This window comes from Pseudomonas sp. BGA-UO-ETr-WB11 (assembly GCF_059567785.1).
In genome coordinates this window covers 629,386-655,293 of the sequence record NZ_JCAQOS010000005.1, presented here as the reverse complement: position 1 = coordinate 655,293, position 25,908 = coordinate 629,386, and the positions used below count along the sequence as shown (strand labels likewise).

22 protein-coding genes are annotated in these 25,908 nt (G+C 63.2%); 4 read left to right on the top strand and 18 right to left on the bottom strand.

Annotated features, from left to right (window positions below):
* Positions 1-54 precede the first annotated feature (54 nt).
* Positions 55-1,134 (top strand): LOG family protein, encoded by a 1,080-nt coding sequence (locus AC56DI_RS08455; RefSeq protein ID WP_496345753.1) that lies wholly within the window; start codon positions 55-57, stop codon positions 1,132-1,134.
* Between the two features lie 109 nt (positions 1,135-1,243).
* On the opposite strand, the gene recX is transcribed toward AC56DI_RS08455, so the two are convergent.
* The 14 genes from recX to AC56DI_RS08385 form a co-directional block, all read right to left on the bottom strand.
* Positions 1,244-1,702: a recombination regulator RecX gene (gene recX, locus AC56DI_RS08450; RefSeq protein WP_496345752.1), complete on the bottom strand. Its 459-nt coding sequence runs from the start codon at positions 1,700-1,702 to the stop codon at positions 1,244-1,246.
* 8 nt (positions 1,703-1,710) lie between these two features.
* Positions 1,711-2,754: a recombinase RecA gene (gene recA / locus AC56DI_RS08445; RefSeq protein ID WP_496345751.1), complete on the bottom strand. Its 1,044-nt coding sequence runs from the start codon at positions 2,752-2,754 to the stop codon at positions 1,711-1,713.
* Positions 2,755-2,840: 86 nt separating this feature from the next.
* Entirely contained in the window at positions 2,841-3,353 is a 513-nt protein-coding gene (locus AC56DI_RS08440; RefSeq protein WP_496345750.1) for a CinA family protein, read from the bottom strand.
* 14 nt (positions 3,354-3,367) lie between these two features.
* Entirely contained in the window at positions 3,368-5,134 is a 1,767-nt protein-coding gene (locus tag AC56DI_RS08435; protein WP_496345749.1) for a hybrid sensor histidine kinase/response regulator, read from the bottom strand.
* Entirely contained in the window at positions 5,118-6,281 is a 1,164-nt protein-coding gene (gene ercA, locus AC56DI_RS08430; protein ID WP_496345748.1) for an alcohol dehydrogenase-like regulatory protein ErcA, read from the bottom strand. Before ercA ends, AC56DI_RS08435 begins: the two co-directional genes overlap by 17 nt.
* 94 nt (positions 6,282-6,375) lie before the next feature.
* Positions 6,376-8,244, bottom strand: coding sequence for an alpha/beta hydrolase family protein (locus AC56DI_RS08425; protein WP_496345747.1), 1,869 nt, complete (start codon positions 8,242-8,244; stop codon positions 6,376-6,378).
* A 2-nt stretch (positions 8,245-8,246) separates the two neighbouring features.
* On the bottom strand, positions 8,247-9,377 hold the full coding sequence (gene pqqE, locus AC56DI_RS08420; protein ID WP_496345746.1) for a pyrroloquinoline quinone biosynthesis protein PqqE: 1,131 nt from the start codon (positions 9,375-9,377) through the stop codon (positions 8,247-8,249).
* 130 nt (positions 9,378-9,507) lie between these two features.
* Positions 9,508-9,786 (bottom strand): pyrroloquinoline quinone biosynthesis peptide chaperone PqqD, encoded by a 279-nt coding sequence (gene pqqD / locus AC56DI_RS08415; protein ID WP_496345745.1) that lies wholly within the window; start codon positions 9,784-9,786, stop codon positions 9,508-9,510.
* Positions 9,783-10,535 (bottom strand): pyrroloquinoline-quinone synthase PqqC, encoded by a 753-nt coding sequence (pqqC, locus tag AC56DI_RS08410; RefSeq protein ID WP_496345744.1) that lies wholly within the window; start codon positions 10,533-10,535, stop codon positions 9,783-9,785. The genes pqqD and pqqC overlap by 4 nt, the downstream gene beginning before the upstream one ends.
* Before the next feature lie 11 nt (positions 10,536-10,546).
* Entirely contained in the window at positions 10,547-11,461 is a 915-nt protein-coding gene (gene pqqB, locus AC56DI_RS08405) for a pyrroloquinoline quinone biosynthesis protein PqqB (protein WP_496345743.1), read from the bottom strand.
* A gap of 46 nt (positions 11,462-11,507) precedes the next feature.
* Entirely contained in the window at positions 11,508-11,579 is a 72-nt protein-coding gene (gene pqqA / locus AC56DI_RS08400) for a pyrroloquinoline quinone precursor peptide PqqA (RefSeq protein WP_003284930.1), read from the bottom strand.
* A gap of 619 nt (positions 11,580-12,198) precedes the next feature.
* Positions 12,199-13,719: an acetaldehyde dehydrogenase ExaC gene (exaC, locus tag AC56DI_RS08395; RefSeq protein ID WP_496345742.1), complete on the bottom strand. Its 1,521-nt coding sequence runs from the start codon at positions 13,717-13,719 to the stop codon at positions 12,199-12,201.
* 328 nt (positions 13,720-14,047) lie between these two features.
* A complete protein-coding gene (locus AC56DI_RS08390; protein WP_496345834.1) occupies positions 14,048-15,310 on the bottom strand; it encodes a methyl-accepting chemotaxis protein in 1,263 nt (420 codons plus the stop codon).
* Positions 15,311-16,055: 745 nt separating this feature from the next.
* On the bottom strand, positions 16,056-17,831 hold the full coding sequence (locus tag AC56DI_RS08385) for a methanol/ethanol family PQQ-dependent dehydrogenase (protein WP_496345741.1): 1,776 nt from the start codon (positions 17,829-17,831) through the stop codon (positions 16,056-16,058).
* Between the two features lie 379 nt (positions 17,832-18,210).
* On the opposite strand from AC56DI_RS08385, the gene AC56DI_RS08380 reads away from it, so the two are divergent.
* Positions 18,211-19,449: an ABC transporter substrate-binding protein gene (locus AC56DI_RS08380; RefSeq protein ID WP_496345740.1), complete on the top strand. Its 1,239-nt coding sequence runs from the start codon at positions 18,211-18,213 to the stop codon at positions 19,447-19,449.
* A 239-nt stretch (positions 19,450-19,688) separates the two neighbouring features.
* On the opposite strand, the gene AC56DI_RS08375 is transcribed toward AC56DI_RS08380, so the two are convergent.
* The 4 genes from AC56DI_RS08375 to pedF all read right to left on the bottom strand — a co-directional run bounded on the left by AC56DI_RS08375 (position 19,689) and on the right by pedF (position 22,863).
* The gene (locus AC56DI_RS08375; RefSeq protein WP_496345739.1) at positions 19,689-20,612 is read right to left on the bottom strand and encodes a quinoprotein relay system zinc metallohydrolase 1; all 924 of its coding nucleotides are present in this window, start codon (positions 20,610-20,612) and stop codon (positions 19,689-19,691) included.
* A 144-nt stretch (positions 20,613-20,756) separates the two neighbouring features.
* On the bottom strand, positions 20,757-21,506 hold the full coding sequence (locus AC56DI_RS08370) for a quinoprotein dehydrogenase-associated SoxYZ-like carrier (protein WP_496345833.1): 750 nt from the start codon (positions 21,504-21,506) through the stop codon (positions 20,757-20,759).
* Between the two features lie 41 nt (positions 21,507-21,547).
* Entirely contained in the window at positions 21,548-22,441 is an 894-nt protein-coding gene (locus AC56DI_RS08365) for a substrate-binding periplasmic protein (RefSeq protein ID WP_496345738.1), read from the bottom strand.
* 5 nt (positions 22,442-22,446) lie between these two features.
* Positions 22,447-22,863, bottom strand: coding sequence for a cytochrome c-550 PedF (gene pedF / locus AC56DI_RS08360; protein WP_422587029.1), 417 nt, complete (start codon positions 22,861-22,863; stop codon positions 22,447-22,449).
* Between the two features lie 312 nt (positions 22,864-23,175).
* Between pedF and exaA the strand changes: the two genes are divergently transcribed.
* On the top strand, positions 23,176-25,032 hold the full coding sequence (exaA, locus tag AC56DI_RS08355) for a quinoprotein ethanol dehydrogenase (protein ID WP_496345737.1): 1,857 nt from the start codon (positions 23,176-23,178) through the stop codon (positions 25,030-25,032).
* Between the two features lie 208 nt (positions 25,033-25,240).
* The gene (locus tag AC56DI_RS08350; protein ID WP_496345736.1) at positions 25,241-25,888 is read left to right on the top strand and encodes a pentapeptide repeat-containing protein; all 648 of its coding nucleotides are present in this window, start codon (positions 25,241-25,243) and stop codon (positions 25,886-25,888) included.
* Positions 25,889-25,908 lie beyond the last annotated feature (20 nt).

Here is a 25,908-nt window from a genome sequence, read left to right as displayed (position 1 = left end):
GGCCCGTACGGATGACCCGTACCGCCGCAGCGCCAGCGCACAAGGAGCAGTTACATGCCATTTGAACCCGATGATTATCTAGCCCGCCACTTTCAGGCCAGCGGCATCGACCTGAAAGACAAAATCGATGAACTGACCCAGCTCGCCGTTCCGCCCTCCAGCCCCAACCTGCCGCTGTACCGGGAAATGCTCATGACCGTGGCGCGTATGGCCCAGGCCGACCGCAACCGCTGGGACGCCAAGATCATGCTGCAGACCCTGCGGGAAATGGAGGACGCCTTCAGCCGCCTGGAGCAATTCAAACGCCGACGCAAAGTGACCGTATTCGGTTCGGCCCGCACTCAACCTGACCATCCGCTGTATGCCATGGCCCTCGAACTGGGTGCCGCCTTGGCGCGCTACGACCTGATGGTGATCACCGGTGCCGGTGGCGGCATCATGGCCGCCGCCCATGAGGGCGCCGGGCGCGACAACAGCCTGGGTTTCAACATCACCCTACCCTTCGAGCAAGGCGCTAATGCCACCGTACAGGGCAGCAACAACCTGCTGACCTTCCACTTTTTCTTCCTGCGCAAGCTGTTCTTCGTTAAAGAAGCCGATGCGCTGGTGCTCTGCCCCGGCGGCTTTGGCACCCTGGATGAAGCGCTGGAAGTGCTGACCCTGATCCAGACCGGTAAGAGCCCACTGGTGCCCATCGTCTTGCTCGATCAGCCCGACGGCCACTACTGGGAAGGTGCTCTGCGGTTCATGCGCGAGCAGCTGCAAGAGCATCATTACATCATGCCCAGCGACCTGCATTTGATGCGCTTGGTGCACAGTGCCGAAGAAGCCGTACAGGAGATTTCGCGCTTCTACCGTAACTACCACTCCAGCCGCTGGCTCAAAGAAAAGTACGTGATTCGCATGAACCACCCGCTCAACGAAGCGGCCTTGCTAACCCTCGACAAAGAGTTTCGCGACCTATGCATCCACGGTGATTTCCAACAGCAGCCGATGTGCGCCTCGGAAAGCGATGAGCCGGAATTCTGCCACCTGATCCGCCTGGCCTTCGTATTCAACGCTCGCGACCACGGCCGCTTGCGTGAGCTGCTGGACTTTATCAACCTGCCACAGAACTGGGCGCAGAATGCCTGAGCACATCGGGGATCAAGGTGTCAGCAAGATTCGTGGGAGCGGTCTTGACCGCGAAGCGTTTAACAACCAAAAACCGCGTTAGCCGTACCCAGCATCCTCGGCAGTTGGGTTAATCGTCGAGACCGCGCAAGAGTCGACCTATCAGGTCCAGCGGGTAGCCGCGGTAGGCGAGAAAGCGACCCTGCTGGGCCCGCTCACGGGCATCTACTGGCAATTGGCCGAACTTGCGTTGCCAGACGGCGCGCAATTGTTCGTTCCAGTCGATTTCAGCTTCGTTCAGTGCCTGCTCGATCGCGTCGCGGGGTAAACCGCGCTGGGCCAGCTCTTCACGAATTCTCAAGGGGCCGTGACCGCCGCGGGCGCGGCTGGCGACAAAGCTGTGCAGGTAGCGCGCCTCGGACAGCAGGCCCTGCTCGGCCAGGCGATCTAGGGCGGCGTCGATCAACTCGTCCGTCGCCCCACGCTGACGCAACTTGCGTGTCAGCTCTACCCGTCCATGTTCACGCCGAGCCAGCAGATCCATGGCCACCCGCCGCACAGCAGCGGGGTTATCCAACAACATCGTCATGGTGCGGATCAGACGTCGGCGTCAGCCAGGTCATCGACCGTGCTGGCCGCTTTGGCCGGCGTCGACGCCACCAGCAGCTTGTCGCGAATCTGCTGCTCGACGGTGCGTGCCACTTCCGGGTTGTCTTCCAGGTACTTAGCCGAGTTGGCCTTGCCCTGACCGATCTTGCTGCCCTGGTAGCTGTACCAGGCACCGGATTTCTCCAGCAGGCCCAGTTGCACGCCGAGGTCGATGATCTCGCCGTTACGGTAGATGCCCTTGCCGTAGAGAATCTGGAATTCGGCCTGACGGAATGGCGGCGCCACTTTGTTTTTCACCACTTTGACGCGGGTTTCGCTGCCGACCACTTCGTCGCCTTCCTTCACCGCGCCCGTACGGCGGATGTCCAGACGCACCGAGGCGTAGAACTTCAGGGCGTTACCGCCGGTGGTGGTTTCCGGGCTGCCGAACATCACGCCGATCTTCATGCGGATCTGGTTGATGAAGATCACCAGGCAGTTGGCGTTCTTGATGTTGCCGGTGATTTTGCGCAGGGCCTGGGACATCAGGCGGGCCTGCAGACCAACGTGCATGTCACCCATTTCGCCTTCGATTTCCGCCTTCGGCACCAGCGCCGCCACGGAGTCGATGACGATCACGTCAACAGCGTTGGAACGCACCAGCATGTCGGTGATTTCCAGGGCTTGCTCGCCGGTGTCCGGCTGCGAAACCAGCAGGTCGTCAACGTTCACGCCCAGCTTGCCAGCGTACTCAGGATCGAGGGCGTGCTCGGCATCGACGAAGGCACAGGTGGCGCCGAGCTTCTGCGCTTCGGCAATCACCGACAGGGTCAGGGTGGTTTTACCCGAAGACTCCGGGCCGTAGATCTCGACGATCCGGCCTTTCGGCAAGCCGCCAATGCCCAGGGCAATGTCCAGGCCCAGGGAGCCGGTGGAAATGGCCGGAATCGCCTGGCGATCCTGATCGCCCATACGCATCACGGCACCCTTGCCGAATTGCTTTTCAATCTGGCCCAGGGCTGCAGCCAAGGCGCGCTTCTTATTCTCGTCCATTACCAACCTCACGTGATCAAGAGGGCCATCTGGCCGCCAACAACTGTATATGTAGCCAGTATTATTCCACAGAGCAAGTCGCTCGCCTACCCCGCATCGGGTTTTTCTCCGCCCGCCAGTCGAATCAGCCCGTGCAAAGCGGTTTCGACCGTTTGCCGACGCACCGCCTGACGGTCACCGGCAAACTGGCAGCGCTGGCTATACAGCTGTTCGCCGTCGCCCCAGGCCAGCCACACCGTGCCCACTGGCTTATCCAGCGAACCACCGTCGGGGCCGGCCACGCCGCTGACAGCCACGGCAAAACGGGCGCCGCTGTGCTGCTGGGCGCCACGCACCATGGTTTCGACTACCTCTTGGCTGACTGCGCCGACGCGTTCAAACAACTCGGCTGGCACGCCCAGCTGCAGGGTTTTCTGCCGGTTGGAATAGGTGACGTAACCGGCTTCGAACCAGGCCGAGCTGCCAGGAATGCGGGTGATGGCTTCAGCAATGCCGCCGCCGGTGCAGGACTCGGCGGTACTGACCTGAGCCTTGGCCAACAGCAACTGCTGCCCCAGTTCGGCCGCCAATTGCTCCAGGCGTTGTTCGCTAGGGTTCATACGCTCTCCGAAAATTAATCTGCCGCCGGCGACTCATTCAGCAACTGGCTCAACACAGCACGCAGCTTGCCGGGTTTTACCGGTTTATTCAGCAACGGCATGCCCAGGCGTTGCAGGTCGCCACGGCATTCGTCACTGCGGTCGGCGGTGATCATCACGGCGGCCAGTGGCTGGGCGAAATGCTCACGCAGAGCCTGCACCACCTGGCAACCGGTGACGCCATGGTCGAGGTGGAAGTCGGCCAAAATCAGATCCGGCGCGCGCCCCTGCAATACGTGCAAGGCTTCGGCCTGATCCACCGCCGTCAGCACCTCGCAACCCCACTGTTGGAGCAGCGCCGACATGCTGTGGAGGATGCTCAGTTCGTTGTCGACCACCAGCAAGCGTCGGCCCGGCAAGGGGTCCGCCAGGCTGGCGCGCAATACCGGCAGTGCCGCCTGAGGCTCACGGGCCGGTGCCAGGGGAATGCGGATGCTGAACACCGAGCCACGCCCTGGTTGCGAGCGCACCTCGATGGGGTAGTCGAGAATCCCGGCGATCCGCTCGACAATCGCCAGCCCCAGGCCCACGCCCTTGCGTTCGGCGGCGCGACCGACGTTGAGTTGGTTGAATTCGAGGAAGATATTTTGCAGCTGATCCTCGGCAATGCCGCGACCGCTGTCGCACACCTGCACCCAGAGGAATTCGCCACGTTTGCGCACGCCCAGCAGCACGCCGCCGTGCTCGGTGTAGCGGCAGGCGTTACTGAGAAAGTTGCGCAAAATGCGGGTCAGCAGGCGCAGGTCGGTGCGCAGGCTGTAGTTGGGGATGCGCGTGCGCAGGGCCAGCCCCGCCGCCTCGGCAACCGGCTGGAACTCGGACGCCAGCGGGCCGAGCAGTTCGCTCAAGGCGTAAACCTCGACATCCGGCTGGATCACCGCTTGATCCAGGCGAGCAATGTCCAGCAGGTCGGTGAGCAGGTCTTCGGCGCCTTCCAAAGCCAGATGACTGCGCTCGACCAGGTGCTGTTCGGCGGCCGGCAACACGCGCTCACGCAAGGTGGAGATCAACAGGCGCGCGGCGTTCAAGGGTTGCAGCAGGTCATGGCTGGCCGCCGCCAGGTATTTGTCCTTGCTGCGATTGGCTGCCTCAGCGGCATCGCGGGCTTCGCGCAGCGCCTGTTCGGTCAACTCGCGGGCAATGATCTGCTGCTGCAACTCCTGGTTAGCCTGCTCCAGCTCCGCCGTGCGGGCGCTGACGCGCTGCTCCAGTTGTTCATTCAAGCTCTGCAAGCGCTGCTGGGCCTGCTTGCGCTCACTGATATCGGCAACAAAGCCTTCAAACAGCCCAGCTTCGTCAGGCTTGAGCAGCAAGTTCATCAGCACATGGATAATGCTGCCGTCACGGCGTCGCAGCTGGGTCTCGTAGCCGAACAGGCCCGGCTCGTGGGCCAGCACCGCACGAATATGCTCAAGCTCAGCGGCACCGCCTACAAACAGATGGGTGGCCAGGTCGCTCAGGTCCCAAAGCACCTGCTGCGGGTCGTCATAGCCGAGCATGCGTGCCAGGGCCGGGTTGGCGGTGCGCAGGCCTTCGCTCAGGCTGGCCTGGAAGATGCCGTGTACGGCGTGCTCGAACAGCCACTTGTAGCGATTGCGCTCGGTTTCCAGCTCTTCCAGGCGGCTCAGCAGTTCCGGGTAATGGCTTTTGCGTGCGGAGTTGCTGCCCAGCCCCAACAGGCCGGCAAGCGCCTCGTTGTCGCGCGGTAGCGGTGCATCGGCGTCGTCAAAGCGCCTCGGCATACACGACCTCGACATCGCGCATGCTGGAGGCGCGCGGATTGGTAAGAATGCACGGGTCCTCCATGGCGTGGCGCGACAGGAAGGGAATATCGGCAACCCGGACGCCGTGCAACTTGAGGGTGTCGTGAAAGCCCACGGACTGCTTGAAGGCGATCAGGTGATCGATCAGGCGCAGACGGATCTGCTCGTGGTTAAGGCCGCGCACGTCCAGCCCCAGGGCCTCGGCCACCATCCGAAAGCGCTCCGGCGCCGAGTGGTAATTGAACGCCACCACATGCTCGACCAGCGCCGCGTTGCACATGCCGTGGGGCAAATCGAGGTAACCGCCCAAGCTGTGGGACATGGCATGCACGGCGCCGAGAATGGCGTTGGAGAACGCCAGGCCGGCCTGCATGCTGCCGAGCATGATCTTCTCGCGTAGGGCGATGTCCTGCGGGGTGGCGATCATCTGCACCAGGTTGCCGCCGATCAGGCGCATGGCCTCCAGGGCGTGGGTGTCGGTGAGCGGCCCGCTGCCGGTCGACACGAACGCCTCGATGGCATGCACCAGCGCATCGATGCCGGTACAGGCCGACAGGAACGGGTCCATGCTCAGGGTGGTTTCCGGGTCGATCAGCGACACGTCCGGCACCACCGCTTTGCTGACGATGGAGAACTTCATCCGCTCCTGCTGGTTGGAGATGATTACGAACTGCGACACGTCGGCCGAGGTGCCGGCGGTGGTCGGAATCAGGATCAGCGGTGGGCTGGGCACGCGGATGGTGTCCACCCCTTCGAACTCGAGAATGCTGCGGCCATGGGCGACCACGATGCCGATGCCCTTGGCACAGTCCATCGGGCTGCCGCCGCCGATGGCGACGATCACGTTGCAGTTGTTGGCGCGGTAGATTTCCGCGCCGAGCATTACTTCCTCAACCCGCGGGTTGGGCGACACGGCGGTGTACAGACAGTATTCGAGGTTCTGCGCCTGCAGGCTGGCTTCGACATCGGCGACCCAGCCGGCAGCGACCACACCGGGGTCGGACACCACCAGCACCTTGCGCGCGCCAAAGTTGCTCGCATAGTTGCCGACGTTATGCCGGCAACCGGCGCCGAAGATGATTTCTGGCGAGACAAATTTACGCAATTGGCTTAGAGCATGGCTCATACAACGGCCTGTTATTGTTGTTCGGAATGAATGCCCGCAAGCCTACTGGATTGGCCCCTGAATGTAATCCGCAGCAGACCGGCTGCGAGGCCAATCAGCTCGGCAACAACTGCCGATAGAAGCCCAGTTCGGCCTCCAAGGCATGGGCCAGATGGGCCGCCTGGCGAAAGCCGTGACGCTCATCCGCGTAGCAATGATATTCCACCGCCACGCCGCGGCTGCGCAGGGCTGTCACCATGCATTCGGTTTGCGCCGGCAGCACCACAGCGTCCAGGCCGCCCTGGAAGAAGATCAGCGGCGCCACGATGCGTTCGCTGTGCAGCAGTGGTGTACGCGCCTGATAGCGCTCAGCATGCTGCTGCGGGTCGCCGAGCAGCCAGTCGAGGTAATCACCTTCGAACTTGTGGGTACTGCGCCGCAGGCTTAGCGGGTCGCTGACACCGTAAAGGCTGGCGCCGCCGGCGAACATCCGACCAAAGGCCAAGGCACACAGGGTGGTGAAACCGCCAGCACTGGCGCCGCGGATAAACGCCCGCGCAGGGTCGATCCAGTCCTGCTCGCTGAGATGACGAACCAGCGCCTCAGCATCTGCCACCTCGACCTCGCCCCAGGCGCCCTGCAAGCGCAGCCGGTAGGCGCGACCAAAGTTGCTGCTGCCGCGGTAGTTGAGGTCCGCCACGGCAAAGCCGCGCTGGGTCCAGAACTGGATGCGCGGGTCGAAGGTCGGGTAACAGGCCGAGGTCGGTCCGCCGTGGACAAATACCAACAGCGGTGGCTTGCTCGCCACCGGCCCACGGCAAGCCGGGTTGTGCGGCGGATAGAAAAAGCCATGGCAGGTTTCACCGTCACTCGTCGCAAAGCGCAGCGCCTGGGGCCGCGACACCTGGGCAACTGGCAGCAGCCGCTCGCCACCGGCCAGCACCTGGCAGCGCTGACTGCGCCGGTCGATGGCCAGCACGGCGCTGAGACCATCGACGGCACCGGCAATCAGGTAGAAATACTCAGCATCCGCCGCCACTTGGCGAAAGCGGCTGTACTCGCGAGCCAACGGCTGCACAGCCGCGGCGCCCGACTCGGCAAGCACGGCAAAACCTGCCTCCCACCAGCTCAGCAGCAAGTGCCCATCGGCCAGCGGCAGGTAGTTGCGCGCGCCCAGTTGCCAGGGCGCGGCGGCGTGATCGGCAGCGGCACAGGCCAGCGCCTGCAATTGCCCGGTTTGATCCTCACGCCACGGCTGCCAGAAACCCTGGCGGTCGCTGAGCACCAGCAAGCGACCATGGTCATCGAAGCTCGGCTGCTGCAAGGATTCATCCGCCGCCTGCCCGGCCAGCACCCGCACGTTCTGGCAGCGGCCGGTGTGGTCCAGCTCCGTGACGCACAAACGCGTCGCCAGCCAGGGCTGCTGCGGCCGATCCCACTCGATCCAGGCTAGGCGCTGGCCATCACCACTCAGGGTCGGCGCGGCGTAAAAGTCCGCGCCTTCGACCAGCACCTCGCGCGCGCCATCGGCCACGTGGATGCGCACCAGGCGATGCTGCACCGCCTCACGACCGTGCTGCTCCTCCAGCGCCAGCACGGCCTGCCGCTGCGGGTCGAACTGCAAGTCGCCATAGCGACAATCGGCCCGCGCCGTCAGCGCCCGCGGCGGCGCAGCCAAGTCCTGCCAATACAGCTGCTGATCGGATTCATTGACAAAGGTCACGCCGCTGTCGCCGACACAGAAAGCGCCACCGCCGTATTCATATACCCGGCTGCGCAGGGAGAACCCCACAGGCGTCAGGCACTGCGCCTCGCCAACACGGTAGAGCCACAGGCAGGTGCGGCCATCGGCCGGATCGAACTGCGACCACAGCACCCCGCCCAGGCCCACCCGCAGCTCGGCAAAGTCGCGACTGGCAGCAGCCGCATCAGCACTAGTCCAAGCACTCGGCCAGAAGCCGTAGGCCTGCGTCGAGTCCGGCATGCTTAGCCCTTGGCGATCAGCCGCGAGGCCTTGTCATTGCGAAACTGCAACGCCTGGGGCCCGGCATGGGCCTGCTCGGCCTCCAGGCGCGCCTGCAGGATTACGCCGTGATGGGGCGACTTGCTGCACACCGGGTCGGCATTGCTGGCATCGCCGGTGAGCATAAAGGCCTGACAGCGACAGCCGCCGAGGTCCTTGTGCTTCTCGTCGCAGGAGCGGCACGGCTCGGGCATCCAGTCGTCGCCACGAAAGCGGTTGAAGCCGAACGACTCATGCCAGATATGGCGGATGCTGTGCTCACGCACATTGGGAAACTGCACCGGCAACTGGCGTGCACTGTGGCACGGCAAGGCGGTGCCGTCCGGGGTGATATCGAGGAACAGATTGCCCCAGCCATTCATGCAGGTCTTAGGACGTTCCTCGTAATAGTCCGGGGTGACGAAGATCAGCTTGCACGGGTGATTCTCCGCCGCCAGCTTGGCCCGCCACTCGTTGGTGATGCGCTCGGCGCGTTGCAGCTGCTCACGGGTCGGCAACAAGCCCGCACGGTTGAGCTCGGCCCAGCCGTAGAACTGACAGGTGGCCAGCTCAACGAAGTCAGCCTCCAGCTCCAGGCACAGTTCGATGATCCGCTCGATGTTGTCGATATTGTGCCGATGGGTGACGAAGTTCAGCACCATCGGGTAGCCATGGGCCTTGACCGCGCGGGCCATGGCCAGCTTCTGGGCGAAGGCCTTCTTCGAGCCGGCCAGCAGGTTGTTGACCTCCTCGTCGGCGGCCTGAAAGCTGATCTGGATATGGTCCAGGCCCGCCTCGGCAAACTCGGCGATACGCGCTTCGGTGAGGCCGATGCCCGAGGTGATCAGGTTGGTGTAGTAGCCCAGATCGCGGGCGGCCTTGATCAGCTCGGCGAGGTCCTGGCGTACCAGCGGCTCGCCGCCGGAAAAGCCCAGTTGCGCGGCGCCCAGCTCGCGGGCCTGACGGAACACCTCGATCCACTCAGCGGTGCTCAACTCCGCGCCCTGCTGGGCGAAATCCAACGGGTTGGAACAGTACGGGCACTGCAACGGGCAGCGATAGGTCAGCTCGGCCAACAGCCACAGCGGCGGCCCCGCCTCAACGGATCGCTGCAAGGCTACCTGCGTTGCCGATGCGTCGTTAAAAACAGGCTCAGAATGCTCATGTACGGTTTGTACACTGCGCTTCTTCGCCTGTTTTTGCCTAGCCTCGGCTGCCTCGCCTACGCCTTGCAGCGATCCGTTTTCAGTGGAGTTCGATCCAGAATTGAGCACTGGCCACCTCCATAAACGCCAGAATGTCTTCATCGATCCCCGGCACATTGGGGAAGCGCCCGCACAGCTCGCTGATGATCTGCGCCACGCTGTGCTGGCCATCAATCTGCTGGAGAATTTCCCCGGCGCTGTCGTTGAGTTTGATCATGCCTTCCGGGTAGAGCAGCACATGGCAGTTTTGCACCGGCTCCCACTGCAGGCGAAAGCCGCGACGCAGGCGCGGCACCTGCTCGATGGAGATCTCATTCATAAGGTAATCCCCCGGTGCCAGACGCGCGCCTGGGTCACCGTGTGGTACGGCGGGCGGTCCAGCTCGTAGGCCATGCTCATGGCGTCGAGCATGCTCCACAGCACATCCAGCTTGAACTGGAGAATTTCCAGCATGCGCTGCTGGGCCGCGTAGGTGGTGTAGTGCTGCAGGGTGATGCGCAGGCCGTGCTCGACATCGCGGCGCGCTTCTTTCAGGCGTTTGCGAAAGTAGTCGTAGCCGCTGGCGTCGATCCACGGGTAATGCTGTGGCCAGGCATCCAGGCGCGACTGGTGGATCTGCGGAGCGAACAGCTCGGTCAGTGAACTGCTCGCGGCCTCCTGCCAACTGGCCCGACGGGCGAAATTAACGTAAGCATCGACGGCAAACCGCACGCCCGGCAGCACCAGCTCATGGGACAACAACTGCTCGCGCGGCAAGCCCACGGCCTCGGCCAGGCGCAGCCAGGCTTCGATGCCGCCCTCCTCACCCGGTGCGCCGTCGTGATCGAGGATGCGTTGCACCCACTCGCGGCGGGTGTCGCGATCCGGGCAGTTGGCCATGATCGCCGCATCCTTGAGCGGGATGCTCACCTGGTAGTAGAAGCGGTTGGCCACCCAGCCCTGGATCTGCGCACGGCTGGCCGTGCCCGCGTACATCGCCCGATGGAACGGATGCTCGGTGTGGTAGTAGGCGCCCTTGGCGCGCAGCGCCTGCTCGAACTCGGCAGGGCTCATGGCGATCTGGCTCATGGCCGGGCTCCTTACAACTGAATGCTCATGCCGTCCCACGCCACGTCGATGCCATGGGCGGCCAGCTCGGCACGCTCGGGCGAATCGACATCGAGGATCGGGTTGGTGTTGTTAATGTGAATCAGAATCTTGCGTTTGGCCGGCAGGCCGTCGAGCACCTCGATCATGCCGCCGGGGCCGCTCTGTGGCAGGTGCCCCATCTCGCTGCCGAGCTTGTCGCCCACTTCGCAGACGCGCATCTCGTCGTCGCGCCACAGGGTGCCGTCCACCAGCAGGCAATCGGCGCGGCCCATCCAGGCCAGCAGTTCGGCGTCGACCTGGCCCAGGCCCGGCGCGTAGAACAGGCTGCCACCGGTGCGCAGGTCTTCGATAAACAGACCGATGTTGTCGCCGGGGTGCGGGTTGCCACGGTGCGGCGAATACGGCGGCGCACTGCTACGCAGGGCAATGGCGGTAAAACGCAAATTGGGGCAGACCGGAATCTGGAACGGCGTGCCGCCCAGCTCGATCAGGTTGTGCTGCAGGCCGCCGTTCCAGTGGCTGAGCATGGGAAACAGGGGGAAGCCGCTGCTGAGGTCCTGATGCACCATCTCAGTACACCAGACCTGGTGCGGACAGCCTTCACGCAGGGTTAGCAGACCGGTGGTGTGATCAATCTGACTGTCCAGCAGGATGATCGCGCCGATGGCCGTGTCGCGCAGCTTGCGCGCCGGCTGCAGGGCCGGGAACGACTCCAGCTGAGCACGGATATCCGGCGAGGCATTGCACAGAATCCAGTCCACACCGTTGTCGCTGAGGGCAATCGAAGACTGGCTGCGCGGCTGCGCGCGCACGCTGCCGTCACGGGCACCGCGGCAGTTGCGGCAATTGCAGTTCCACTGGGGAAAGCCGCCACCGGCGGCGGAACCGAGAATCTGGATATGCATGGTGAATTCCGGGTGAGATGCCCCGGCAGGGCCGGGGCAAAGCGGATCAACGATTGGCGAAGTACATGGTGACTTCGAAACCAATGCGCATATCGGTGAAGGCGGGTTTAGTCCACATGGCGCGGTCCTCTTCTTGTACAACCGGCGAATTCCGGTAGTGCTAGTTATGCGCCTGCCGGGCCAGAGACAGAATGGTACTTTGGGAGGATGCCGTGCTGGCATTGGTAGGAATCGGCCGCAGGCTGGCAGGTGCAAGGCGTTAGCCCGGATGCAATCCGGGGCATGTTCACCATAGCAGCCGATCCCGGATTGCATCCGGGCTACGCGCCTGGCTTGTGCACCAAAAGCTTCGCGGTCAAGACCGCTCCCACGACAGTGCGTACGCCGCTATAGCTGCGACATGCACACGGCCCCGGTGGGAGCGGTCTTGACCGCGAAGAGCTGCGTGCATGGCCGCAACTTTTCTGCCGGCAATAAAAAACGCGGCCGAAGCCGCGTTGCGATATGAGCGAGGTGGCCGACAGCGCCAGAGGCACGTCGGAACCCCCACCGGAGGGCATCGCATAATCAGGCCCGCGCGCCGGAGTGAACGCGCCAGACGGTTTACTTCAAACAATTACCCGTTACGGGTGCAGGAAATCACCCCGCCGTAGGAGCGGCTTCAGCCGCGAAGTTCGCGGATAAATCCGCTCCTACAAAAGCCCAATCGTGCCTGCATCACATAACGTGAACAGCGCTTAGAAAAAGCCCAGCGGATTGATGTCATAGCTCACCAGCAGGTTCTTGGTCTGCTGGTAGTGGTCGAGCATCATCTTGTGGGTTTCACGGCCGACGCCGGACTTTTTGTAGCCACCGAACGCGGCGTGGGCCGGGTACAGGTGGTAGCAGTTGGTCCATACGCGGCCGGCTTTGATCGCCCGACCCATGCGGTAGGCGCGGTTGATGTCGCGGGTCCACAGGCCGGCACCCAGGCCAAACTCGGTGTCGTTGGCAATCGCCAGGGCTTCGGCTTCGTCTTTGAAGGTGGTCACACCGACCACCGGGCCAAAGATTTCTTCCTGGAACACGCGCATCTTGTTGTGGCCCTTGATCAGGGTCGGCTGGATGTAATAACCGCTGCCCAGGTTGCCTTCCAGACGCTCGACGGCGCCGCCGGTGAGGATCTGCGCGCCCTCAGCCTGAGCGATGTCCATGTACGAGAGAATCTTCTCGAACTGCTGTTGCGACGCTTGGGCACCGACCATGGTTTCGGTGTCCAGCGGGTTGCCACGTTTGATCTGCTTGATCTTCTTCATCACCTCGACCATGAAGGCGTCGTAGATCGACTCCTGCACCAGGGCGCGGGACGGGCAGGTGCACACTTCACCCTGGTTGAAGAAGGCCAGCACCAGGCCTTCTGCGGCCTTCTCGATAAAGGCCGGCTCGGCTTGCATGATGTCTTCGAAGAAGATGTTCGGCGACTTGCCGCCCAACTCCACGGTGCTCGGAATGATGTTCTCGGCGGCGCACTTGAGGATGTGCGAACCGACTGGCGTCGAGCCGGTGAAGGCGATCTTGGCGATGCGCTTGCTGGTGGCCAGGGCTTCGCCAGCTTCGCGGCCGAAACCTTGCACCACGTTGAGCACGCCCGGCGGCAGCAGGTCGCCGATCAGTTCCATCAGCACGGTGATCGACAGCGGCGTTTGCTCGGCGGGCTTGAGCACGATGCAGTTGCCGGCGGCCAGGGCCGGAGCCAGTTTCCAGGCACCCATCAACAGCGGGAAGTTCCACGGAATGATCTGCCCAACCACACCCAGGGGCTCATGGAAGTGATAGGCGGCGGTGTGTTCGTTGATTTCGGCGGCACTGCCTTCCTGCGCACGGATACAGCCGGCGTAGTAACGGAAGTGGTCGGCAGACAGGGGCACGTCGGCGTTCAGGGTTTCGCGCACGGCCTTGCCGTTGTCCCAGGTTTCGGCCACGGCCAGCAGTTCGAGGTTGGCCTCAATACGGTCGGCAATTTTCAACAACACCATGGCGCGGTCCTGCACGCTGGTCTTGCCCCAGGCATCTGCAGCGGCATGGGCGGCGTCCAGGGCCAGCTCGATGTCGGCGGCGTCCGAGCGCGGGAACTCGCCGATCAGCGAGGCATCCACCGGACTGGTGTTGCTGAAGTACTGGCCATTAACCGGGGCAACGAACGCGCCGTTGATGTAATTGCCGTAGCGCGATTTGAGGGTAAGGATTGAACCTGCGGAACCGGGTTGTGCGTAGATCATGATCAAAGCCTCTGTGCTGGTCGTACCTGTCCGGGGTTCGCGGCAGGTGATGGGTCGATCTTTGCAGCCGCTCTGCCCCGGCGGTATGCGCCCATGGCATAGATGGCTTAGTTCTTTGGTACTGGCAGACCGTTGAAAAACTACCTACGTTGGCAATCCTGCGTTAAAAACAGGCTCGGAATGCTCATTTACAGCTCGTAAACTCCGCTTCCTCGCCTGTTTTTGCCTTGTCTTGCCTGCCTCGCCTACGTTTTTTCAACGGCCTGCTAATTGCTTTCAGGGCTGCGCCTGGCGCCCTGCTCGGCCGGCGCTAACGCCCCAGCGTAGTTCAACGTCGCGCCGGCATACGCACTGAGCGCGAAGAGGTATCCGTTACAGGCTCGGGTTTGTAACCCAGGCGCAAGCCACCCCAATGACGGCCCTTGACCATGATCGGCACCGACAGGTCGTGCATCAGCTCGCCGGTGTCGCGGGTATAGGTCTGTAACAGCAACGCCTGCTGATGGCTGCCGCAGCGTGCTCCGGTGCGGTCATTGAACAGGCGCTTGCTGCGGCTATGGGCCATGTCGTGCTCACGATCACCCGTCGGTTTGGCGCTGAACGCCAGGTTGTGGGTCGGCACGTAACCGTCCGGGGTGCAGGCGATAGCGAACACCAGGCCCTCGTGGCGACTCAGTAACGGCTCTTGCAGGGCCGGCAGGGTCTTGTCGGTGTAATCGTCGAAACGGCTGCGGTATTGCTGCGGCCAGGTGTTGGCGATGGCCTGGTAATCACGGTCGAGCAGGTCTTCCAGGCGAATGCGACCGCGCTCGATATCAGCCTCGAACTGCGCGGCAATCGCCTGGGCGCCTTCGCGAGCCAGGTCCAGCACGCGCTGGTGGTAGTCATCCAGGGCCACCGCCGCCAGGCGCTCACTGATCTGTTCGGCTTGCCCCTCCAGGCGCTCGGCGGCCGCGCCGAGGCGGCGGGTATGGGCATCGCTCTGGGCCAGATCGCCGCGCATCTGCTCCACCGCACCGAACAGGCTGCCGAGCTGATCGCGGTTGTTGTGCGCGCCCTGGGCGATCTCGCCGATCTGCGCTGCCACACCCTGGGCCAGCTCGGCGATTTGTTCCAGACCGCCGCCCGCCTGCTCGACCGCGCCGACACTGATGTGCAGCTCGCTGGCCAACTGCTGAATCTGCGCCACCACCGCCGCCGTCTGCTGCTGGATATCGGCCACCATCTGCCCGACTTCCTCGGTGGCGCTGGCGGTGCGCCCGGCCAGCCCGCGCACCTCGTCGGCGACCACGGCAAAACCGCGACCGTATTCGCCAGCCCGCGCGGCTTCGATGGCGGCATTCAGGGCCAGCAGGTTGGTCTGGCTGGCAATCGACTGGATCACCTGGGTGACACGCTGGATGTCCTCGCTGCGCTTGCTCAGGGTTTCGATCAACACCTGGCTGGCACTGGCGCGCTGACTGAGCTGGTGCATGCGGGCGATGGTCTGCTGCACCACAGCAAGGCCTTCGTCGCTGCTCTGACGCACCTGCAAGGCGGCGCCGGCGGTCTGCTGGCTCAGCAAGGAGGTCTGCTCCTCGGTAGCAATCATGTTCTGCGCACTGCCGACGATGCTGTCGGCAGCCTGCAACTGCGAGCGCAAGCGCTCGCCCAGCTGTTTAACCGCATAGGCCACCTCGGCGGCCGACAAGGCATTTTGCGTGGTGGTCTGTGACAGCTCGCGGCTGAGCTGGCTGATCTGCATGGCGTCTACCGCGCACGTCGACTCAGCCGCCACCGGGCGCACCAGCAACACTGGCAACCACACCAGCAACGCGGCCGGCAACAACGCCAGCAGCAGGCTCAGTTGACCGCCCGCCAGGGCCCACAACAACAGCGCCAGCCCCAGGCTTTGCAGGACGGCGACCCAGGCAGCAGGCAAACGGCTAGGAGACATGGCAAACCTCGACAACGGAAAAATTGACTCAACGGTCATTTAGCAACGTCACCCGGCATAGGGCTATCACTCAATGGTCGTAGAGCGGCGGCGCTTTGGTCGCAGGTGCCGACAACCCAAAACCGTAGGATGGTGTTGAGCGCAGCGATACCCATCAGAGATTTACGCATCGGGTTTATTCGATGGGTATCGCAAGCTCAACCCATCCTACGAACTCAATCCGTGGGAGCGGTCTTGACCGCGAAGGCTGTGCGGCGGCCACCATTTGTTCGCGGCCAAGGCCGCTCCCACCCATACCGTGGCCACGCCGCTTCTGTACAGATGCCCCCTAGAAACGCCAAAAGGCCGGCAATGCCGACCTTCTGGGTTGTAACGTGGGTGGTGCGCTGCCGCTAAAGCCTTAGTGCTTGGCCACCAACTCTTTCGGCAGTTTGAAGGTCCAGAGCATGCCGCCCTGGTTGAAGTTCTTCACCCGCTTGGCCACTTCGCCGCCCCACAGCGGCACGGCGCCGCCCCAGCCGGAGAGCACCGAGACATACTGCTCGCCGTCCATTTCCCAGGTAACCGGGGAGCCGAGTACGCCGGAGCCGGTCTGGAATTCCCAGACTTTGTCGCCAGTCTTGGCGTTGAAGGCCTGCAGGAAGCCCTCAGGATTGCCAGTGAACACCAGGTTGCCCTTGGTGGTCATCACCCCACCCCACAGCGGCGCATAGTTCTTCTGGCGCCAGACTTCTTTGCCGGTCTTCGGGTCGATGGCGCGCAGCACGCCGATGTAGTCCTCGTTCAGTGGCTTGATGGTGAAGCCGGCACCCAGGTAGGCAGCGCCCTTCTTGTAGGCGATGTCCTCGTTCCAGATGTCCATGCCCCACTCGTTGGACGGTACATAGAACAGGCCAGTGTCCTGGCTGTAGGCCATCGGCATCCAGTTTTTCGCACCGAGGAAGGCCGGTGCAGAGAATACGCTCTTGCCCTTGTTGGCCGCTGCCGGCGAACCCGGACGGTTGCTGTCGTCGTAGATCGGCCGACCGTTCTTATCCAGGCCCTTGGCCCAGGTGATCTTGTCGACAAACGGGAAGCCACGGATGAACTTGCCGTTGGTGCGATCCAGTACGTAGAAGAAGCCGTTACGGTCGGCAGTGGCCGCCGCCTTGATGGTCTTGCCGCCGTCCTGGTAGTTGAAGGAGATCAACTCGTTCACACCGTCGAAGTCCCAGCCGTCGTGCGGCGTGGTCTGGAAGTGCCATTTGATGGTGCCGTCATCCGGGTTCAGGGCCAGACGCGAGGACGAGAACAGGTTGTCGCCAGGGCGCAGGTGCGAGTTCCACGGCGCCGGGTTACCGGTGCCGAACAGCAGCAGGTTGGTTTCCGGGTCGTAGTAGCCGCCCAGCCACGGTGCCGCGCCGCCGGTTTTCCACAGATCGCCCGGCCAGGTCTTGCCGGCTTCGCCGCCGGAGATGCCGTTCTCAACCGGTTTGCCGTCCTTGTAGACGTAGCCCATATGGCCTTCCACGGTTGGGCGGGTCCACAGCAGGGCGCCGTTTTTCGGGTCGTAGGCTTCAATCTTACCGACCACACCAAACTCACCGCCGGACACACCCGTGATCAGCTTGCCGTTAACCACCAGCGGTGCCGCGGTAATCGAGTAGCCGGCTTTATGGTCAGCGACGCTTTTGCGCCACACCACCTTGCCAGTGTCTTTGTTCAAGGCCACCAGCTTGGCGTCGAGGGTGCCGAAAATGACTAGGTCGCCGTACAGGGCCACGCCGCGGTTGATCACGTCACAGCACGGACGAATGTCGTCCGGCAGGCGGGCGTCGTACTGCCACAGTTCCTTGCCGGTGCGCGCATCCACAGCAAACACCCGCGAGTAGGAGGCGGTGACGTACATCACGCCGTCCTTGATCAGCGGCTGGGCCTGCTGGCCGCGCTGCTTTTCGCCACCGAATGACAGGGTCCATACCGGACGCAGGTCCTTGATGTTGTCGGTGTTGAGGGTCGTCAGCGGGCTGTAGCGCTGACCCTGCAGGCCCATGCCGTTGGTGACGATCTGATCGGTGGTTTTCACATCATCGAGAATTTCCTGGTCAGTAACAGCCCAGGCGGATACGGCAGGCAAAAGCATGGCAGCGCACAGTGCGGTGAGCACGAATGGCTGGCGAAGACCGGTAGGTTTCATTGCGGCGACCTCTGCAGGGTAATTGTTGTCACCGGGAATTTTTCCCGGCCTGGGGCAGATTCTTGGCCGCCAGGCCCTTGCCAACAATTACTCGCAGGGTCGATTTCCCTCATCCGTTGGTAGCAGTACTCGCTTTATTGCCGCGCCCTTATAGCTGCAAGGCCGCTGCAGGAGCCGGCTTTTTGTGGGAGCGGTCTTGACCGCGAATACGCGTGCAATCAACTACCACGCTTCGCGGTCAAGACCGCTCCCACCTTGAAACACGCCAGCGCCAAGCCACCCGCCACCGACTTAAGTGCCAGCCCGGCCACCTGAAAAGAGCATACCCAGCGCACCCGCCGCATTGGACAGTGACGCCCCCCGCTCCGGAGAAAGCCCCATGGCCCGCGTCATTTTGTTCTGCTGCCTGCTACTCAACTGCCTCGGCGTACATCTGCTGGCCGAGCCGATCCCCATCGGCCTCAATTACCCGCACAGCGGCAATTACCAGGCCGAGGGCCTGGAGCTGCACCGCGGCGCCTTGTTGGCGGTGGCCGAGCTCAATGCCGCCGGCGGCCTGCTCGGCCAGCCGCTGCAATTGCTGGCCCGCGACAGCGCCTCCAAGGCCGAAACCGCGCAAGCCAACGTCGACGCCTTCGCCGCACAAGGGGTACAGATGATCTTCGGCGGCGCCACCAGCGAGGAGGCGATCGCCGCCGGCCAGCGCGCCCACGACCTCGGCTTGCTGTATTTCGCCACCTTGAGCTATGCCGACGAAGTCACTGGCAGCGCCGGCCACCGCTACCTGTTTCGCGAGTCGAACAGCGCGCGCATGAGTGCTCGGGTGCTGGGTGAATATCTGGGCTGGCACATGCCGCGCCAGCGCTATCACTACATCCTGGTGGACGACACCTGGGGCCGCAGCATCGAAACCGAGCTGCGCACCAGCACCGCCAGCCAAGACCGCGCCCGCCATGGCCGCAGCGCCCTGCCCGCCCATGCCGCGATGCGCAAGGATTACCTCGCCGCCCTCAACAAGGCCGCCGCCAGCAATGCCGACATTCTGGTTCTGGCCCTGCTTGGCGACGACCTGCAGCGCACCCTGCGCCTGGCCCACAACCTCAAGCTGCACACGCGCATGCAGATCATCGTGCCGCACCTGAGCAAAAGCATCGTCCAGCAGATCGGCCCCAAGGTGATGGCCGGCGTGATCGGCACCGAAGCCTGGACCTGGCGGGTACCAGCGCAAGAGCAAAGCGACAGCGGCCAGGCCTTCGTCCAGGCCTATATCGACCACTATCAGGAATACCCGGCCAGCTCAGCCGCCTCGGCCTACAGCATCGTCATGCAATGGGCCGACGCCGTGCGGCGCAGCGGCAGCCTGGCCAGCGAGCCGCTGATCGGCGCCCTCGAAGATCACCGCTACAGCCTGCTCAAAGGCCCGCAGCAGTGGCGAGCCTTCGACCACCAGAATGTGCAGAACATCTACGCCGTACGCGTGCGCTCGCGCCAGCACATCATGCAGGACCCGCTCAAGCAGGATTACTTCGAGATCATTCACCAGATGGCCGGCGACAGCGCCGCCCCAAGCCTCGACGACTGGCAACAGGAACGCGGCGACCAGCTCAGCTTGCAATAGCCTTTTTCGCGGTCAAGACCGCTCCCACAACAGCATGTGCGGCGCCAAGGCCGTGGCGTGAACACAGCTCAGGTGGGGGCTGCTCATTTAAGCACTGATCGCACACGGCCAGTCCCCTCGCCCCTCAGGGGAGAGGGTTAGGGAGAGGGGATAAACTTGCAGTTTCACGGGAATTTCGGCCCTCTCCCCCAGCCCCTCCCCCATAAATGGGCGAGGGGAGCAAAGCGTGTAGCGAACGCTCAATCCAGGCGTTTGAACCGCGTCTGTTCGTAGCGAGGGTACAGGTGGCTGACGCTGCGAATCAGCTCATAACGGCTCAGGCTCACCGCGGCAAAACGTTCAGGAATCGGCGCACGGATCAGCGCATTCATTTCCGCCCCTTCGGCCGCGCCTTTGCGCAGCAAGCCATCAAGCCATCCGAGGTAATCGGTCATCTGCGCAAAGGGTGCGTCACTGCTGGCCAGCGGGCCGTGGCCGGGCACGATCTGCTTCCAGGGCAACGCCTGCAAGGTGGCGATATCCGCCAGCCAGACCTCCAGCCCCGGCGTGCCTGGGGTGGTCAGGGCGCGCTGGTAAAACACCAGATCGCCGGCAAACAGCACGCCGCTGCGCTCATCGAGAATCGCCAGGTCGGCGCCGGTATGCCCACTCAGGGCCAGCAGGCGCAACGAGTGATCGCCGATGGTCAGCCGCCCAGCTTGCAGCGCTTCGGTCGGCAATAGCACTTCCGTGCCGCGCATCCAGTCGCCCACCAGGCGGTACATGTTTTCCGCCATGGCCTCACCCTGCTCGCGCAGCAGTTGGGTGGTGCCGGCAAGAGCGGCAATTGGCACATCGCTGAAGGCCTGGTTGCCCAGCACATGGTCGGGGTGGTGATGGGTAATCAGCAGCTTGATTACCGGCTGCTCGGTGACCTTGGCGATGGCCTGGCGCAGGGCCTCGCCGTAGCGTTTCGACGGCCCGCTGTCGATCACCACCACGCCCGCGTTGGTGACGATAAACGCCGTGTTGACGATATTGCCGCCGTTGTCCGCGGCAAAATTGTCGGTGCGCCCCTCCAGCACCCAGGTGTCCGCTGCGATCTGCCGGGGTTGCAGGTCATAGTTCAGCTCGGCGTGGGCCAGCGACGCACAGCTCAGGGTCAGCAATAATAGCCAGCGCATAGGCACCTCTTGGTTTGGGATGAGGGTAATGGAACAACTTCGCGGTCAAGACCGCTCCCACCAAGACCGAGCTATACCGCGACCAAGGCGGTGAGCGCGCCGTTGTGGGAGCGGTCTTGACCGCGAACAGGCGACAACGACGACCTAAAGCTCAGCCTTGAACTCATTGCCATTGTTGTCGCGCAGCCACACTTCAGTCGGGGCGTTGGCGCGCACGTCGAAGCTCAAGGTGGGGTTCTCGCTGACGGCGGGAAACAGCTCCAGGGTGGCCAGTACGCTACCGTCGACGCCACGCAGCTCGGCCTGATTGAGAAAGAATTCCGGAATGCCGCCAACCAGACCGTTGTCCATCGGATGAGCTACCTGCAGGCGCAGGCGGCTGCCCTCGGCCTGGGCGAAGCGCTGGCCCTGCACCTGGCCCAGGCGCTCTTCCCAACCCGCCTGGGCGCGCACCACGCTCGGTGCGGTACAACCACCGCCGGCGGCATCGATCTGGGTCGAGCCCACATGCCAGAGGCCGTCGCGGGTCTGCACCGCCACGCGGATCGGTGTGGCCTGTTCGATGCGGATGCGTATCGCCAGTGTCGGCTGCACCAACGGGCCTGGACGGAAGTCGAAAATCTGCGCGATCGGGTTCAGCTCGGCCCAGGCCAGCATGCGCACCACTTGACCGGCATAGGCGCTGGCATCCACCTGCAACGGCACCTGGCGGGCGTCTTCGGCAAACGGTGGGACTTGCAGCTTGATCTGCGGGTCGAAAACAAACGCCTCGCCATGCAGCAGGCGCGCGTGATGGTAGTCCCACATCACCGAACTGACTGGGTCAGCCGGTGCCGCCCAGCTGTCTAGGGGCAAGGCCAGTACGGCCAACAACAGGTAGCAACGCCAATCCAGCTGTTCCATCACCCACCTCCGGCCATTTCTATGTGCGTGCGCTATTGAACGTCCTGGTACAACTCCGGCAACTCGTACTGCAGGCCGTACTGCTGGTACAGCGTGCGCACCTCGCCAGCAAGGATCAGCTCTTCGAGTTTTTCTTCCAGGGCATAGGCCAGTTGGCGGTTGCTTTCATGCACCGCCATACCGATGTCCCAGACCTGCTTGCCCATGTCCGGGTAGGCGTTTTCAGCTTTGGCGAACGAGGGGTTGGCGGCTTGCTTGAGCTGCCAGTCGATCTCGCCGCGCAGGGCCATCACCGCGTCCACTTCGGCGTTGTTCATCCCGGCAAAGGCCGCCTCGGTGGTGGCGTAGTGATGCAGTTTGCCGCTGAGCATGCCGTCGAAGATCGACGACAGGTAAAAGGACGGCACGCTGTCGACCTCGACCCCGATCGGGTTGTGCTGGAACACCGCGACACTGGGCACGCTGTCCAGCCGCCGCTGGTCGTAGGCCACCTGCCAGCGCTCACGCTGATAGGGGCCGAACATCACCACGTGCTCGTTGATAAGCTCACCGAACTCGTTGCTCTTGTAGGAAAACTCACGGTCGTAAGGCACCCGCATCATCACGTCGGCCAGCTCGTGGGGGCGCAGGTAATGGCCGCGCCAGATGTAATCGCGCAGGTCGTCGTCGAGCTTTTCCCCAGGCTGAGCCCAGATCACCTCAAGCGTCAGGCCCAGGCCCTTGGCCAGCGCCTTAGCGACCTCATAATCGACGCCGCGCGGCTGGCCATCCTGCTGGAAACTGTAGGGCGCAAAGCCCTGATAGAGCATGACCTTGAGCACGCCAGACTCAGTAATCGAGTCATAGCTGCGCACCGGCGCCTGGGCCATCACCTGACCGGCGCACAGGCCCAGCCAGAGCCACAACAGCAGGCGGATCGGGCGCATGTGCGTCACTCCTGAATGGCCACGCTTTCCAGGTAACTACGCACGGCCCAGAGGGCTTCCTGGCTCAGGTAGTCGGCCATCTTCGGCATATATACGCGACCATCGCGCACCGCACCGTTGATGACCCGCTCCTTGAACCACTCGTCACCGCTAATGCCTTCTTCGAGCAGGCGCAGGTCCGGGGCGATACCGCCGGACTTGGCTTCCAGGCCGTGACAGGCGGCGCAGTTCTGGTTGTAAGCCGAGGCACCGATTTCAATCGCCCTGGGGTTGCCGCGGTAGGGGTTTTCTTCCAGCCATTCTTTACCTACCGGCTCCAGGCCATCGGTCTTGACTGCCTGCGGCACCACATCACCGTGAGCCCAGAGGTTGGCCGAGAAAGCCACCAGCAGCAGTGCCAAGCCGTTCTTTTTGATTGTCATGATGAAGACCTCGTTTATATCTGCACGCAGAGCTGTCGTTACGCCGCTCAGTTACAGGCATCTTAGAAAGCCCCTAGGCAGCAACGAATGCTGCTTTGGTGGCTCGCCTCTACTCCCTTGGTAGTAAGGCTTGCGGGCGCCGCGTAACAGGGCTTTCGAGGCAAGGCTAATTCAGGCGCGGTTTGGGCATTTTTCCCGGCATGGGCGGGTGCTTTTCCGTTTCCGCCGCGCGGGGGCGGTTCCACTATCGACTCGCCAGGTCAGCAACCACACGGCGACCGGCAGCCTTCTCAACCACGATGGGAACCGACCATGACAACAAGAACCTTACCCAGCTCGCCACGCCCAGTGGCGCTGGCCATTCACAGCCTGCTGCTGGCCGCCGGCCTTGGCCTGAGCGGCAGCGCCCTGGCCACCCCGGTGACCTGGGACGACATCGCCAACGACCACCTGACCACCAACAACGTGCTGCAATACGGCATGGGCACCAATGCCCAGCGCTGGAGCCCGCTGCAGCAGGTGAATGCCGATAACGTGTTCAAGCTGACCCCGGCCTGGTCGTACTCCTTTGGCGACGAAAAGCAGCGCGGCCAGGAGTCCCAGGCCATCGTCCATGACGGTGTGATCTACGTCACCGGCTCCTACTCGCGGGTGTTCGCCCTCGACGCCAAAACCGGCAAACGCCTGTGGACCTATAACCACCGCCTGCCGGACAACATCCGCCCGTGCTGCGATGTGGTGAACCGTGGCGCGGCCATCTATGGCGACAAAATCTACTTCGGCACCCTCGACGCCCGCGTCGTGGCTCTCAACAAAGACACCGGCAAGGTGCTGTGGAACAAGAAGTTCGGCGATCACGCCAGCGGCTACACCATGACCGGCGCACCGACCCTGGTAAAAGACAAGGTCAGCGGCAAAACCCTGCTGGTGCACGGCAGCTCCGGGGATGAGTTCGGCGTGGTCGGCAAGCTGTTCGCCCGCGACCCCGACACCGGCGAAGAAGTCTGGATGCGCCCCTTCGTGGAAGGCCACATGGGCCGCTTGAACGGCAAAGACAGCAGCCCAACGGGCGATGTCAAAGCACCGTCCTGGCCCAACGATCCGAACTCGCCGACCGGTAAGGTCGCGGCCTGGAGTCAGGGCGGCGGCGCGCCGTGGCAGAGCGCCAGCTTCGATGCCGAGACCAACACCATCATCGTCGGCGCCGGCAACCCGGCCCCCTGGAACGGCTGGGCGCGCACCGCCGAGGGTGGCAAGCCGAAAGACTTCGACAGCCTCTACACCTCCGGCCAAGTCGGCGTCGATGCCACCACCGGCGAAGTGAAATGGTTTTACCAGCACACCCCCAACGACACCTGGGACTTCTCCGGCAACAACGAACTGGTGCTGTTCGACTACAAGGCCAAGGACGGCAAAACCGTCAAAGCCACCGCCCACGCCGACCGTAACGGCTTCTTCTATGTGGTCGACCGCAACAACGGCAAGTTGCAGAACGCCTTCCCCTTCGTCGACAAGATCACCTGGGCCAGCCATATCGACCTGAAAACCGGCCGCCCGGTGGAGATCGAAGGCCAGCGCCCACCCAAGCCCGCGCCAGGCGAGACCAAGGGCAAGTCAGTGGAAGTGTCGCCGCCCTTCCTCGGCGGCAAGAACTGGAGCCCCATGGCCTACAGCCAGGACACCGGCCTGTTCTACATTCCGGCCAACCACTGGAAGGAGGACTACTGGGCCGAGGAGCCGCACTACAAGGCCGGCTCCGCCTATTTGGGCATGGGTTTCCGCATCAAGCGCCTGTATGACGATCACGTCGGCATCCTGCGGGCGATGAACCCGACCACCGGCAAGATCGCCTGGGAGCACAAAGAGAAGCTGCCGCTCTGGGGTGGCGTGCTGGCGACCAAGGGCAACCTGGTGTTCACCGGCACCGGCGACGGCTTCTTCAAAGCCTTCGACGCGAAAACGGGCAAGGAGCTGTGGAAGTTCCAGACCGGCACCGGAGTCATCTCCCCGCCCATCACTTGGGAGCAGGACGGCGAGCAGTACATCGGTGTCACCACCGGCTATGGCGGCGCCGTGCCGCTGTGGGGCGGCGACATGGCCGAGCTGACCAAACCGGTCGCCCAGGGCGGCTCTTTCTGGGTGTTCAAGCTGCCAAGCTGGGACAAGTAAGCCAAGCCACTGTTACGGGGGCTGCAACCAGGCTTCTGTAGGAGCGGCTTTAGCCGCGAACAATCCCAAAGCCAGCACAGCTTCGCGGCTGAAGCCGCTCCTACCTCGGAACGTCTGCGTTGCAACACATAACGGTTACAACGCTGTAACCCAGCCCTTTTGCCGCTGCCAGTCGCCATGGCTGGCAGCCTATTTACGAGGCTACGCCATGCACCCGCTACCTCTACTTTTGCCCATCGCCCTACTGCTGATCGCCGGTGAGCTGCGCGCCGATGACCAGGCGCTAACCGTCAACGGTTGCCGTATCGAAGCCGACAGCCAGTGCCCGAATGCCAACCTGCGCGGCGCCGACTTGAGCAATCAGGACATGCGTCGGATGAACCTGGCCGGTGCCGATTTGCGCGGCGCCAACCTACGCCATAGCCGCCTTGATTTGGCCAACCTGGAAAAAGCCCACCTGCAAGGCGCCAACCTGACTCGCGCCAGCCTGCAGCAAAGCAACCTGCGCCTGGCCGACTTTAGCGCCAGCACCCTGGTGGCCATCAACGGCTGGGGCCTGTTTGCCCAGGGCGCGCACTTTACCGGCGCCGACATGCGCGCCGCCAATCTGGAGTTTGCCAGGCTGTCGGGGGCCAAACTGCATAACGCCAACCTGACGGCCGCCAATCTGGAAATGACCTGGCTGAGCAAAGCCGACCTCAAAGGCGCCTCCTTGCTCTCAGCCAACTTGCAGGAAGTAAAAATGGGCGGCGCCAACCTGGAAAATGCCGACCTCAGCGACAGCCGCCAGCTGTATGGCAACTACCAGGGCGCCAATATGCCCGGCTGCAAAAACTGCCCACCGGGCTGGGACTGACAACTCGCGGCTTAAGCACG